Source organism: Acinetobacter sp. ANC 5378 (genome assembly GCF_013004315.1).
GTDB lineage: Bacteria > Pseudomonadota > Gammaproteobacteria > Pseudomonadales > Moraxellaceae > Acinetobacter.
In genome coordinates this window covers 13,158-27,324 of the sequence record NZ_JABERK010000036.1, presented here as the reverse complement: position 1 = coordinate 27,324, position 14,167 = coordinate 13,158, and the positions used below count along the sequence as shown (strand labels likewise).

General features: G+C 39.3%; 12 protein-coding genes and 1 rRNA gene. 12 read left to right on the top strand and 1 reads right to left on the bottom strand.

Features of this window, described 5'->3' with window-relative positions; translation table 11 throughout:
* The 9 genes from rrf to hisC form a co-directional block, all read left to right on the top strand.
* Positions 1–105 (top strand): 5S ribosomal RNA (gene rrf / locus HLH16_RS08230); the annotation flags it as partial.
* 293 nt (positions 106–398) lie between these two features.
* Positions 399–1,537 (top strand): IS3 family transposase gene (locus tag HLH16_RS08225; RefSeq protein ID WP_171528951.1). Its coding sequence is split into 2 segments (ribosomal slippage): positions 399–657 and positions 657–1,537, totalling 1,140 coding nucleotides; the frame shifts between segments, so codons are not numbered across the junction.
* Between the two features lie 577 nt (positions 1,538–2,114).
* Positions 2,115–3,569: an RNA polymerase factor sigma-54 gene (locus HLH16_RS08220; protein WP_171528950.1), complete on the top strand. Its 1,455-nt coding sequence runs from the start codon at positions 2,115–2,117 to the stop codon at positions 3,567–3,569.
* Between the two features lie 172 nt (positions 3,570–3,741).
* Positions 3,742–4,074, top strand: a complete 333-nt coding sequence (gene hpf / locus HLH16_RS08215; RefSeq protein WP_171528949.1) for a ribosome hibernation-promoting factor, HPF/YfiA family — start codon at positions 3,742–3,744, stop codon at positions 4,072–4,074.
* Between the two features lie 138 nt (positions 4,075–4,212).
* Positions 4,213–4,464 carry a BolA family iron metabolism protein IbaG gene (ibaG, locus tag HLH16_RS08210; protein WP_004650949.1) on the top strand — a complete coding sequence of 84 codons (252 nt, stop codon included), beginning with the start codon at positions 4,213–4,215 and terminating at the stop codon, positions 4,462–4,464.
* 6 nt (positions 4,465–4,470) lie between these two features.
* Positions 4,471–5,727: a UDP-N-acetylglucosamine 1-carboxyvinyltransferase gene (murA, locus tag HLH16_RS08205; protein ID WP_171528948.1), complete on the top strand. Its 1,257-nt coding sequence runs from the start codon at positions 4,471–4,473 to the stop codon at positions 5,725–5,727.
* The gene (gene hisG / locus HLH16_RS08200; protein WP_171528947.1) at positions 5,727–6,422 is read left to right on the top strand and encodes an ATP phosphoribosyltransferase; all 696 of its coding nucleotides are present in this window, start codon (positions 5,727–5,729) and stop codon (positions 6,420–6,422) included. The genes murA and hisG overlap by 1 nt, the downstream gene beginning before the upstream one ends.
* Positions 6,423–6,617: 195 nt before the next feature.
* Entirely contained in the window at positions 6,618–7,919 is a 1,302-nt protein-coding gene (gene hisD, locus HLH16_RS08195; protein ID WP_171528952.1) for a histidinol dehydrogenase, read from the top strand.
* Positions 7,920–8,045: 126 nt separating this feature from the next.
* The gene (gene hisC / locus HLH16_RS08190; protein ID WP_171528946.1) at positions 8,046–9,134 is read left to right on the top strand and encodes a histidinol-phosphate transaminase; all 1,089 of its coding nucleotides are present in this window, start codon (positions 8,046–8,048) and stop codon (positions 9,132–9,134) included.
* Between the two features lie 138 nt (positions 9,135–9,272).
* Here the strand turns inward: hisC and pabB are convergent, their stop codons facing one another.
* Positions 9,273–10,625 carry an aminodeoxychorismate synthase component I gene (pabB, locus tag HLH16_RS08185; RefSeq protein WP_171528945.1) on the bottom strand — a complete coding sequence of 451 codons (1,353 nt, stop codon included), beginning with the start codon at positions 10,623–10,625 and terminating at the stop codon, positions 9,273–9,275.
* A gap of 257 nt (positions 10,626–10,882) precedes the next feature.
* Here pabB and filA point away from each other — a divergent pair, with 257 nt between their 5' ends.
* The 3 genes from filA (at position 10,883) to filC (ending at position 14,159) form a co-directional block, all read left to right on the top strand.
* The gene (gene filA, locus HLH16_RS08180) at positions 10,883–11,833 is read left to right on the top strand and encodes a putative pilus system protein FilA (RefSeq protein WP_171528944.1); all 951 of its coding nucleotides are present in this window, start codon (positions 10,883–10,885) and stop codon (positions 11,831–11,833) included.
* Positions 11,834–12,026: 193 nt separating this feature from the next.
* Entirely contained in the window at positions 12,027–12,866 is an 840-nt protein-coding gene (gene filB / locus HLH16_RS08175; protein ID WP_171528943.1) for a putative pilus system C39 family peptidase FilB, read from the top strand.
* Between the two features lie 51 nt (positions 12,867–12,917).
* A complete protein-coding gene (gene filC, locus HLH16_RS08170; RefSeq protein ID WP_171528942.1) occupies positions 12,918–14,159 on the top strand; it encodes a putative pilus system protein FilC in 1,242 nt (413 codons plus the stop codon).
* Positions 14,160–14,167 lie beyond the last annotated feature (8 nt).

Sequence of the window (14,167 nt, the reverse complement as noted above, 5' to 3'; positions counted from 1 at the left end):
ATAGCAAGAGTGAACCACCTGATCCCTTCCCGAACTCAGAAGTGAAACCTCTTTGCGCTGATGGTAGTGTGGGGTTACCCATGTGAGAGTAAGTCATCGCCAGCTCATTATTCCTGAAAACACCCCCTTCAAGAGAAGGGGGTGTTTTTTTATGTGCGGAATAAATTAAAAAAGAAATAAGTAAAAAGATTATTATAAAAATGATAATGGGGATTTGTTATGAGATTAATACTATTTTTTAGAAGCTTGGTTGTTACACAGTTCTTATTTAATGTAGTTAAATATATTGAACAATATGAATAGCCACCAAAATTCTAGACACACCTAACCATCTTTTTGGACTGCCACCACTCTCCTAGACAAATTTCGTCTATTCTTTTTGCATAGGAGAGAACATTATGAGTGGACAACGATATACCCCAGAATTTAAAGATGAAGCTGTTAAATTGATTACCGAACGTGGATATTCTGTCACTGATGTGGCAGAACGTTTAGGTGTATCACAGCACAGCATTTATAAATGGCTAAAGGCGGTACAACCTCTATGTAACAATTCTGATGAACATGAACTTCTCGAAGCAAAGAAAGAAATCCTGCGCCTTAAGAGTCAGCTTAAACAAACTGAAGAGGAACGGGATATTCTAAAAAAGGCCGCAAGGTACTTTGCAAGCCTGCCCGAGTAAAGTATCAGTTTATCCTTGAATACAGCCATCAGTTTAAGATTAAAACGATGTGTCGGGTTCTTAAGATTGCTCGTGCTGGCTATTACGTCTGGTTGCATGAACCTGAATCAGGTAGGACGATTGAAGACAAACGGTTATTACAACTTATTTTCTCTTCTTATGAGGCCAGTTATGGCATCTATGGTTATCGTCGCATCACGCTGGATCTAAAAGAATTGGGCGAAAGCTGCGGGCCTAATCGTGTGCTGAAGATCATGAAGAACAATGGAATTGCCGCTGTTCGAGGATATAAAAAGCATAAGAGTTATGGCTGTGGTCGTCCTCAGATTGTGCCACCAAATCACTTAAATCGAGAGTTTGTTGTAAACACACCTGATACCTCTTGGGTGACTGATATTACCTACATCCGCACCTGGCAAGGTTGGTTGTATTTGGCTGTAGTTCTTGATCTATATTCGAGAAAAGTGATCGGTTGGTCAATGAAACCAACTCTTGCCAAGGATATCGTTTTGGATGCACTTCTTATGGCAGTATGGCGACGCAGACCGAATGAGCCTGTGATCATACATTCAGACCAAGGCTCACAATATAGTAGCGGAGACTGGCAGAAATTCTGTCAGAAGCATAACTTAGTTCCCAGTATTAGCCGCAGAGGCAACTGTTGGGATAATGCCGTTGCTGAATCCTTTTTTAGCAGCTTAAAGAAGGAGAGAATTAAAAAGAGGATCTATAAAACACGTGAAATGGCACGTGCAGATGTGTTTGATTATATCGAGATGTTTTACAATCGGATTAAGCGCCATTCGCATCTCGACGGAATGAGCCCAGAAGCATTTGAGGCAGCTTCAAAATGAAGCTATCTCATGTCTAGGATACTGGGAGCAGTCCAATACTTACTACATCATTCATCAATAGTTAAGCATATATAAAATCTATATCATTAATCAGATGCTTAGAGGGTATAAAATTGACAATGTCAAATATTAGACATTTTATGAAACTCAACTCATTCTCTCCCAATCCCTGAAGGTAAAAAATTTAATCTTCCTGAAAGTTTTAAAGCTTAAATCTACAAATATATTCGTTCATTTTTTTGTACCGTATAGACATCAAAAAATAGCCAGAAAATTAGATATAACCATCCTTAATTCATCTTATTTTTATTAGAAAAGCACATTGTTTGACAAATTTATTTCAAATTTTTCAAATTTTTAAAATATTTTATAGTCCTTAATCTAAATAAGAAATCAGTAAATTTAATCTTTTTAATAATTAAATAAATGAATTAATTCAAAGTTTATGAAAAATTGAGCTAAATAAAAAATTAAATTAGGCTCGCTGATTGTATGAATTTTGATTTATCTGTGTTATAAAATTTAAAATCGGCATAAAAATTGCTTATAAGTCGCAGAATTATGAGGAACTTTAAGAATGAAGTTATCGGTTGGATTAAGAGTTGCGAACTCCTTGTCGTTGACACCGCAGTTGCAGCAAGCCATTCGTTTGCTTCAATTATCTAGTTTAGAGCTTGAGCAAGAAATTCAAATTCAACTCGATAGTAATCCTTTATTAGAAAAAATAGAAGAACAGTCGAATATTGAAAGTCTATCTTCTTTGGAAGAGCAAGAACGTGACAATAAAGACCTTACCAATGAGTTAAATGCCAATACTTTGCCGGATGATTTACCTGTGGATACCGATTGGGAGGATGTTTATACCCATCAGCCAACAAGTCTAGGTACACCTGAATATGAAGAGCGTGAAGATAACCGCCAAGGTCATTTAGGCTTAAAAGAGCATATGCTTGAACAGATTAATTTATTGCATTTTTCACAAGTCGATAAACTGATTGCGCATTGTATTGTTGATTCTTTGGATGAAAAAGGCTTTTTGGATGCAGACATTACAGAAATAACCACCACCGTTCAGCATTTATTAGAATCTATGGATTACGACGATGAAGTCGAAGATGATGAAGTGGTTGCGGTTTTAAAACATATTCAGCATCTTGATCCTCCTGGTGTGGCATCACGCAATTTAGCTGAATGTTTATTGGTGCAATTAAAAAGTTTACCTGAGCAAACAGCCTATCGTTGTGAAGCAATAACGTTATTGAATCATTATGAGTTACTGATTTCCAATGAATTGCCAAAGTTAGTTAAACAAACGGGCTTAAATCCAGATCAATTAAAGTGTGCAGTTGATCTTTTAAAAACGTTAAAAGCCTATCCGGGAATGGAGTTTGAGGAAAAAGATTCAGATTATCAAATTCCAGATGTGGTGGTGATGAAAAAAAATGACCATTGGCAGGTGCAGTTAAATCCGGATGTTATGCCTAAATTACGGATCAATTCTTTTTATGCCAATATGATTAAACGTGCTGATCAAAGCAATGATAATCAATATTTGCGCAATCAAATGTTAGATGCAAAAAACTTTATTAAAAGTGTCGATGAGCGCCATAAAACCTTATTAAAAGTCGCAAGCTGTATTGTTGAACATCAGAAGATGTTTTTAGAAGTGGGTGCAGAAGGAATGCGACCTTTGGTGCTACGTGATATTGCCGAAGAAGTAGAGTTACATGAATCTACGGTTTCGCGTGTAACCACCAATAAATTTATGCTCACACCACGCGGTCTATTTGAGTTGAAATATTTCTTCTCCAGTCATGTGGCAACAACTTCGGGTGGCGAAGCATCTTCTATTGCTATTCGAGCCAAAATTAAAAAATTAGTGTCTGAAGAAAATCCCCGCAAACCCTTATCAGACAATATAATTGCGAATTTACTGAAAGAAGACGGGATTGATGTAGCCCGTCGAACGGTGGCTAAATATCGAGAGTCGTTACATATTCCGTCATCTTCTGAACGAAAAGTCTTGATCTAAATTTTAAAGTGTGGCTATTCTAGAGATTCATTATGACAACATAATGAATCTCTTTTTACTTAAGGAATAGTCGAAATGATTTAATGTTAAATCTGCAGGATTGTATTTTTGCTGTCATTAGGTCGGCTGGGCTATTCTTTTCTAATCCTAAAAGAAGGTGAGGGATAGAACTATGCAAATAACAATTCGTGGTCACCATTTAACCATTACCCCTGCAATTGAAGAAAATATTCGCCTTAAATTTTCGCAAATGATAAAAAATTTAGATCAAGTAAATAGTATGCAGGTCAAACTTTCAAAAGATCATCAAATAGATAAACATTCTAAAAAGGGCAGTGACAATCATATTGCGGAAGCGATTATTCGTTTACCAGGTATAGAGATGTTTGCTCAAGCCAGTGCCGATGATATGTATACTTCAATTAAAAAATTAACAGAAAAGTTAAAAAGACAATTACATAAACATCGAAAAATGCAGATTGAATATCCACCTGTGCTTGCATAGTTTTATTTTTCAACAAAAAGAGGTTTTTTAAAGACCTCTTTTTTTATGTATAAAATGTTATGCGTTAATGATTTATTTTTCATATTTATAGTAAAATGGCAGGTTTTTACACCGTTGGTCCTATAAGAGGTCTTTGTGATGAATAGTGAACAGCTCACTGAAATTTTAAAAGCTGCTTTTCCAGAGGCTGAAGTTGCAGTTAGTGGGCAAGGCGGTAAGTTTGATCTTCGAATCGTCGATGAGCAATTCGAAGGCAAGCGCCCAGTCGCACGTCAACAAACGGTTTATGCTCCGTTAAATTCATATATTGCCAGCGGTGAAGTACACGCGGTAACTATTCGTGCAATGACCAAAGAAGAATGGCGTAAAGCAAGCTTATTCGGAGCTTAGAACTAAATGGATAAATTTTTAATTCAGGGCGGTGTTAAGCTCGAAGGTGAAGTGCGTATTTCTGGTGCGAAAAACGCAGCATTGCCTTTACTTGCAGCGATGATTCTTGCGGATTCCCCGATCACATTAACCAATGTGCCTAACCTTAAAGACGTGAATACGCTAGTGAAATTGATTGCTGGTCTGGGTATTCAAATGTCTTATGAAGGCGACACGGTTAAAGCTGATACTTCTACATTGAACAATCAGTTTGCACCTTATGAGCTCGTAAAAACCATGCGTGCTTCAATTTTGGTGCTTGGTCCATTACTTGCGCGCTATGGTAGTGCACAAGTATCGCTTCCAGGTGGTTGTGCCATTGGTTCACGTCCTGTCGATCAACACTTAAAAGCATTAGAGGCTTTGGGTGCTGAAATTGAAGTGGAAAATGGTTATGTGCATGCCAAAGTTGACGGTCGTCTAAAAGGTGGCGAAGTCATCTTTGATATGGTGACTGTGGGTGGTACTGAAAATATTCTCATGGCTGCAGTTTTAGCTGATGGTGTGACCACGATTCGTAATGCGGCACGTGAACCAGAAATTACTGACCTTGCGCAAATGCTCATTAAAATGGGTGCAAAAATTGAAGGTCTGGATACGGATACACTGGTTGTAACGGGTGTTGAAAGCTTGCATGGCTGTGAATATGCCGTGGTTGCTGATCGTATTGAAACTGGTTCGTACTTGGCTGCTGCTGCCATTACTGGCGGTAAAGTCAAAACGACCCATACCGATCCCTCATTGCTCGAATCTGTTTTAGACAAGTTTGAAGAAATGGGTGCGGAAGTAACCCGTGGTGATGACTGGATTGAGCTCGACATGATGGGTAAACGTCCAAAAGCGGTGAGCTTTCAGACTTTACCACATCCAGAATTTCCAACAGATATGCAAGCGCAGATCATGGCGGTAAATGCCATTGGTCGTGGTTTTGCCACTATTTCTGAAACGATTTTTGAAAACCGTTTTATGCATGTTCCTGAATTGGCCCGTATGGGAGCCAATATTCAGGTAGAAGGTAATGATGCTGTTGTGACCGGTGTGGACAAGCTGTCTGCTGCACCCGTTATGGCAACCGATTTACGCGCTTCATTCTCTTTGGTTCTTGCGGCTTTAGCAGCAGACGGGGAAACATTGATTGACCGTATTTATCATATTGACCGCGGTTATGAAGATATTGAAGCGAAGTTACAGGGTTTAGGTGCCCAAATTAAGCGAGTAAGTTAATGAGTGATATGAGAAACGATGATCCAAACTTTGACGTAATGGGCAATTTTGATCATGGTTTGACTTTAGCATTAAGCAAAGGGCGTATCTTAAAAGAAACTTTACCATTGCTTGAAACAGCAGGAATTAACTTACTGGAAGATCCAGATAAATCACGTAAGTTGATTTTCCCCACGACACATAAGCAGGTACGTATTTTAATTTTACGTGCTTCGGATGTTCCGACTTATGTGGAAAATGGGGCGGCTGATTTAGGTGTTGCAGGTAAAGATGTGCTGATGGAACATGGCGCACAAAATGTGTATGAACCGCTCGATTTAAAAATTGCCAACTGTAAATTAATGACAGCAGGCAAGGTCGGTATGGAGCGTCCGAAAGGCCGTTTAAAAATTGCGACCAAATATGTGAACTTAACCCGTCAATATTATGCGAGCTTAGGTGAACAGGTTGATGTGATTAAACTTTACGGTTCGATGGAACTTGCACCATTGGTCGGTTTAGGGGATTACATTGTCGATGTGGTCGATACAGGTAATACACTGCGTGCCAATGGTCTTGAGGCACTTGAAGAAATTTGCAAAGTTTCTTCACGCTTGATTGTGAATAAGGCCAGCTTCAAACGTAAGCAAACTTTATTGAACCCGATTCTGGCACAGCTTGAAAAAGCAGTTGAAGAACGCGAAAGCAAAAAATAAGCATCTCTGAATGCAAATTTGAAAAACCGCCATTCTCTGGCGGTTTTTTTATGCCTGAGAAAAAACTGTAGATATTCAGTGTTTTCATCAATCTTAGCGAAAGTTAATTTCAATAAAACTAATACTGATACCGTATTATAGCTACCGACAAAGCGCATGAAAACAGGTAAACTAAAGCCTTCGAATTCAAACCTGATGGGTAAATTGATGCGACGTTTATCGACCCAAGATCAAAGCTTTAAGCAAGCCTTTGTAGACTTGTTGGCTTTTGAGACTGTGAATGATCCTGAACTTTTAAAAACCGTAGACCAAATCATTGCTGATGTGCGTCAACATGGTGATGCTCATGTTCTTAAACTCACTCAACAGTTCGATCGACATCCAGCGCATCAGTTTTCAGATCTTGAACTCACCCAAGAACAACTCAAAGCGGCTTTTGAAGGTTTGGATCATGAAGTTCGTGAAGCTTTAGAATTGGCTGCAAATCGAATTCGTGAATTCCATCAAGCGCAAAAGCAGGATGGCTGGACCTATGTGGATGCTTTGGGCAATACACTCGGTCAAAAAATCACACCGCTTGATCGTGTCGGGATTTATGTGCCGGGTGGACTAGCTTCCTATCCGTCTTCAGTGTTGATGAATGCTGTACCTGCTCATGTTGCGGGTGTTGCTGAAATTATTATGGTGGTTCCTGCACCCAATGGTGAATTGAATCCATTGGTACTCGCTGCTGCGTATCTAGCAGGTGTGACTCGTGTATTTACCATTGGTGGCGCACAAGCGGTAGCAGCTTTGGCATATGGTACAGAAACTGTTCCGGGTGTAGATAAAATTACAGGTCCGGGTAACCGCTTTGTTGCAGCTGCCAAGCGTGCGGTATTCGGTCAAGTCGGTATCGACATGATTGCAGGTCCTTCGGAAATTTTGGTTTATGCCGAAGGTGAAAATAACGCGAAATGGTTGGCGATGGATCTATTGTCTCAAGCGGAGCATGATACCGTGGCTCAAGCTGTGTTCATTACACCAGATGAACAGCTTTTAAATGAAGTTGAGCAAGCAATTGAAGATCATCTCGCTGAATTGCCTAAAGCTGATATTGCACGTACATCTATTGCTAATCGTGGTGCTCTGGTTTTAGTGAAAGACCGTCAAGAAGCTATTGATTTGATCAATCAAGTTGCACCAGAACATTTAGAACTTTGCTTGGATGATGCGGAAGCAATGGCTGAAGGTATTCGCCATGCGGGTGCAATCTTTATGGGGCGTTATACTCCTGAAGCGATTGGTGATTATTGTGCAGGTCCAAACCACGTATTACCAACCTCAGGCACAGCGCGCTTCTCATCACCACTCGGTGTCTATGATTTTCAAAAGCGTTCAAGCTTGATCATGTGCTCACAGGAAGGTGTGAAGACTTTAGCGAAAACAGCTGATGTTTTAGCGCAACAAGAAAACTTGGATGCCCATGCGAGATCAGCAAGATATCGTTATAAGTAAGTTATTAAGCAGAAATTAATAAAGAAATGAATTTTCCTCTCCCTAAGGGAGAGGTTAGGAGAGGGGGAATCAAGGACCTCTCCCTAACCCTCTCCTAGAAGGAGAGGGAACTTAGAGAATTTGAAAATGAAGATCACAACAGAACAAATGCGTTTTTGGAGTCCAGATGTACGTGAATTAGAACCGTACACACCGGGTGAACAACCGAAAATCCAAAATTTATTGAAGCTTAATACCAATGAAAACCCATATCCACCTTCACCTAAAGTGGTAGAAGCAGTACAAGTGGTATTGGAAAATTCAGCCGATGTATTACGTTTATATCCAGATCCAGATGCTTCTGCATTAAAGCAAGCCATAGCCATTCAGCAGAATGTTGATGCAAGCAATGTCTTTGTCGGAAATGGTTCAGATGAAGTGCTAGCACATATTTTTAAAGCCTTTTTTGTGCAAGAACAGCCATTGCTTTATCCGGATATTACCTACAGTTTCTATCCTGTTTATAGTCAATTTTTTGGGGTCAAAACCAAAGTTTTGCCACTCAATGATGACTTTGAAATTGTGGTGGATGACTATAAGCAAGCCAATGGTGGCATCATTATCACCAATCCAAATGCGCCAACCAGTATTGCATTAGGATTATCTGCAATTGAAGAAGTGCTCAAATCAAATCCTGATTCAGTGGTGGTCATTGATGAAGCTTATGTTGATTTTGGTGCGGAATCCGCGGTCAGCTTAGTTGAAAAATACGAAAATTTAGTTGTATGTCAAACGACATCTAAGTCACGTTCACTGGCGGGTTTACGGGTTGGTTTTGCGATTGCTCAGCCACATCTTATTGCCGCGCTGGAAGCTGTAAAAAACAGCTTTAACTCCTATCCAATGGATCGTTTTGCGATTGCAGCTGCCGTGGCTTCATTTGAAGATCAAGCTTACTTTGAAGCACAATGCCAAAAAGTGATTGATAGCCGTGAAAAGTTAGTTGCTGATTTAGAAGCTATTGGTTTTAAGGTTTTACCTTCGAAAGCCAACTTTATTTTTGCATCATTACCCATTAAAGATGCAGGCGAATTGGCAACGGAACTACGTGAACGTGGCATTATCGTGCGCTACTTTAATAAACCGCGAATTAATCAATTCTTACGTATTACCATTGGTACTGATGAGCAAAATCAACGTTTGGTTCATACATTGAAAAACGATATTTTGGCGTGATTTAGGAATTTACTCTAACCCTCCTTTACCAAAGGAGGGAATTCTCCCTTTAAAAAGATGAGGAGCACTGCTCCGTAAGGGGAGGAATGATGACGATTACTATACTTTGCGCTTCGTTAAAGCAGTGCTTTAATTTGCTCAAGATTCGCTTTTTTCTTTTGGTTTGTACCATGTATTGAGTAAATCAAGCATGGCAGAAACTTTATCAAAACATTCCTGATATTCTGCATCGCAATCTGAGGCAATAGTGATTCCACCCCCTGCCCATAGAGACACTTCATCTTGATATTTTTGGATAGAACGAATCAAAATATTCCAAGAACCTGTACCATCAAAATTAAAATAGCCCATCGATCCACAATAAGCACCACGTGGAGCACCTTCAAGTTCATCAATAATTTGCATCGCGCGAATTTTTGGCGCACCCGTAATCGAACCTCCAGGCAGTGCAGACATTAAGACATCAAATGGATTGATCTCTTCTTTTAATGTTGCAGTGACTTCGCTCACCATGTGATGAACCTGATTAAAAGATTCAATTTCAAAAAGTTGTGGTGTTTTTACCGAACCTGTTTCCGCATAAACACTTAAATCATTGCGCAGTAAATCAACAATCATTACATTTTCTGCCTGATCCTTTTTAGAATGAATCAGGTTTTGTTTGGATTGTTCATCTTGTTTCGAGTCAGCATAACGGGGCATTGTACCTTTAATGGGACGAGTGACAATTTTCCGATTTGTTTCAAAATTAATAAACAATTCAGGTGAGCAGCTTAATAGTTCAAAGTCATCAATCTTTAAATAACCTGAATAAGGAGCATTGGTGAGTTTCCAAAACCCTTCAGCCGTCGCTAATAAGGATCCTTGAGCTTTTGCTGTAAATTCTTGAGTCAGATTAATTTGATAGCAATCACCGGCTTTAATATAGTCTTGAACTTTCTTAAAGGCAGTTACATATTCATTTTTATTCCAGCGCGCGCTACAAGGTTGAGTAAGTGAAAAACAGGGAGGTTTTTTGTGTTGTATTGCATCCTGAATAACTTGAAAAATATTTTCAGCCTCATCTTCATCGCTAAAAAAAGTCCAACCTTGAGGGGTGAGTTTGAGATAACTACGATAAATGCCCAAAAATAAGGCAGGTTGATTTTTTTGTTGAATCGAAACCTGTTGTTGGGCTGCACGGTCATAGCTGACAAAGCCAATCAATCCACCGTTAAAGTCAGAATGATGGTTTTGAATATTCTGATTAAAAAAATGATTTAAATTAATAGATTGTGAATTTTCTTGATATTGATACAGTGAAATTCGTTTGAAATTTTGAGTGACTTGACCTTGTTTAAGCATGTATTCAGATGCAAAGAAAGTGATCACAGGTTGGTTTACATTTTTTAAGTAAACTAAATGAGTGAGATGAGATAAAGCAGACAATATTTGAGCTGTGTTAAGCCATTGTTCAGTCAACAGTTTTTGAAAAACAACTGGATTATTCATACGATGTTAAATTATAAAAGGCTATACATAGATTGCCTATTCTATAACAATATTTATGCAGAAAAACTGTAAATACCGTTTATCGGTAACATATGGATTGCGACCAACAGCAGTTGAACAAAAAATGACACACATATAACTTTAGTAGGGCAAACAGGCTGCTCAAGGAAAGACTCCATTGTTGTCTAAAAACAAAAAACAACATGGAATATCGAGTGGTTGACAATCAAAAAAATAATACTCTTGGGAGAGTACGAATGAAAAAATTTACTAAACTTGCTTTAGTTTCTTCATTGGCAATTAGTGCAAATGCGATGGCAATGCAAGCAATGGACGATGCTTCATTGGGTGCTACAACTGGTCAAGATGGTATTAACATCGGGATTGGTATTTCTAAAATCGAAATCGAAAAATTATTTATTCACGATAATGACGGTTTAGCTGATGCTGCTTTAGGTGGTACTGGTGAAGCAGGTGCTATCTATATCAAAGCGAATGGTACTGGTGCTACTACAACTAAAGGTATTGTGATTGGCGCCAATTACGACAACGGTGGTGCTTACTTACTGCCTTCACGTAACTTAGCTGATTTGCAAATTGACTCTGATGCAAACGGTGGCAATCCATTCATTAACATTGCCGCACAAGTATCTGGTTTAGATATCAATATCGGTGAAATTGGCGTTGTATCATCTGCTGATGCACCTGCAGCAAATGCAGCAACAATCCGTCGTGGTGGTACAGGTCAAGAGAATGCGATCTTAACCGGTCTTACAGTAAAAACTGGTCCAATGGCTGCAAATATTCAATTGGGTGCTGCACCACAAGGCGCAATGATTAAATTGAATGCAACTATGATCGGTGGTTTAACCATTACTGATTTGGGTATCTTGGATAACTCAACCAAAACTTCAACACGTGCAGCGGGTGTGATCCACCTTGACAAAATTCAAGTGGCAGATGCGAATAGCCGTAACTTAGTATTGAACCAAAGCATCAGCGTATTTGGTGAAGAAGGTAACGATAAAGGTTATGTACGTATCGTGAGCACAAGTGGTGCGCACGATAACTACATCCAAGGTATACATTTGGGTAGCAAAGATGCTGCTTCTATTGGTGACATGGAAATTCAAGGTATGCAGACTTACTTCAGCCCAGCTCAGGGTCAATATGTTCCGGGTGCGATTATCACAATCCGCGGTCACTAAGTTTTTGTTTAAAAAAGCGCGTGTTTACACGCGCTTTTTTTTACATAAATATTATTGAATTTTTCAAAAAAATAAAAAAAACACTGTTTTTTTTTTGAAAAAAAGGTATCTTGCTAAAACAGGGAAGTAGAGTTTCTACTCTAAAATAATGAAAAATGGCACGTCATGCCGATAACTAGAAAAGTTAGATAATATGTTAGAGATCGCATTAGGCTCGGCATTGATGTATTACTTTGCCACAGAAGCTTTTGATATAAAGAAAAAACCAGTTGAGGCTGTGTACTATACCGAGACTTTAGACTCTCGTAATGATTCTTTCACTCGTATGCACCATGAAACCGTACAGGTTAAACCGGCAATCGTCGATCAATTTCGTGGCATTGTTCACCAAGCCTATGACTATAGTTGTGGTTCAGCTGCGTTGACCACCCTATTAAATGGTTATACCAATCTCAATGCGACTTTAACCGAACAGCAGGTTATGGACGGTCTTATGAAATTTGGTGAGACCGACAAAATTATTGAACGCCGTAGCTTTTCACTGCTGGATATGAAACGTTTTGTCAGCGCAATTGGCTTTGAAAGTGGGGGGTATCGCGGGGAATTTAGTGACTTAGTGAAGCAAAGGCAACCTGCCATTGTGCCAATTTCCTATGCTGGCTTTAAACATTTTGTAGTGTTTAAAGCGTATAAAAATGGCCGCGTCTATGTCGCGGACCCTGCATTGGGGAATATTAGTTTCGATGAAGTACGTTTTAAAGAAATTTGGGAAAATAACACCTTATTCTTAATTAATGTTGCACCAGAAAACCGCAAAAATTTATTGGCTTTACAAGATTCGGATATGCGTCATGTAGAAGATGCAACCGTGAATCGTTATGCCTTAGTAAATATGCAATACCCGCAATTTTATATGGACAAAATTGCCGATAAAGCATCTACGATTCGACTTGATAAAAATATGAATGAAGAATCAGATTCTTATGGGGACTTAAATTATAATTTCTTGCGTCTTTATTATAAAAATAAATAACGTTTAAGAAAGATTGAGCTTAAAAAAAATAAAAAACTGGTGGGATGGAATATGAACAGTAAATGGATGAACAAAACCCTATTAGCGATCAGTATTCAAATGCTGATGGGCGCAGCTTATGCAGCTGAAGAGCAGCCAGGATTGGGGGAGTATGAAGTTGTAGATCAGCAAGAAGAGGTGGAATCAATAGCATCCCAGTCTACTGCAGATGCTAACTCAGTAGGAGGGGCTAATGCTGCAGAAGAGCCAGCATTAGGTGAGTATGAGACTGTAGATGAGCAGGAAATGCAAGTTGAAGCAGTGGCGGCACAGTCTGCAGATGTGCAGCCTGTAGCCGAAACATCACCAGTAGATGAAAAATCGCAAGCATCTTCAGCCTTACAACAGCAAGAAGGCGACGTCAGTAAAGAAGCTAACTTACAAGAAGTTTTCACATCAAATGAAAGACAATATTCATTAATCAAAAAGGGTGATATCTCATCTTATTATGATATTGACTATACCTATTATCGTGATACACAACTTGATATGGAAATGGCGTCGGGCCAATTATATCAACTGCGTGTTCAAGAAAATGCAACACACTCAATTACTAATACTTTTACTGCACAGTACGGTATTTTAGATAATTTAACCTTTACTGCTTCATTACCATTGGTAGCAAAAACAGACTTATTAAAGGATACCTCTACCGCAGGTTTGGGTGATATTTCTTTGGGGGCACGTTGGGAGCCATTTCCATTACAAGCGGGTCGTTTGCCACTGATTTTATTCGGTAATTTATCGACCAAAAGCGGTGACAGTCCATACGAAGTCAACTCTGCGACCGACTTAGCCACAGGTAAGGGGTATTATTCTGCTGGTATTGGCGCAAGTACACGTAAATATATCGATCCAGTGGTGTTGTTCGCTTCAGTTTCTGCAAACTATGGCTTTAAAGAAACTGACTTAAATCAACGCCGTGGTAGCCGTGTCATTGATGAGTTTGAACCGGGCATTAGTGGCGGTTTCTCTTTCGGTTTCGCATACTCATTTAACTATGACGTATCGATGACCATGTCGTATCAACAAAGCTTTAATACTGGCTCTGAATTTACCTACAGCAGCGGTGAATCCTATTCACCAGCCGATCAAACCAGTTCAACTTTAGCGATTTCTCTTGGGGTGCGTGTATCTCCAGAGACGATTGTGAACGGTACGGTAGGCTTTGGTTTGACGGAAGATGCGCCAGATGTTTCATTGGGTTTGTCATTCCCACTTGATATTTTAGGCTTTGGTAAGAAAATTCGCTAAGAGGGCGG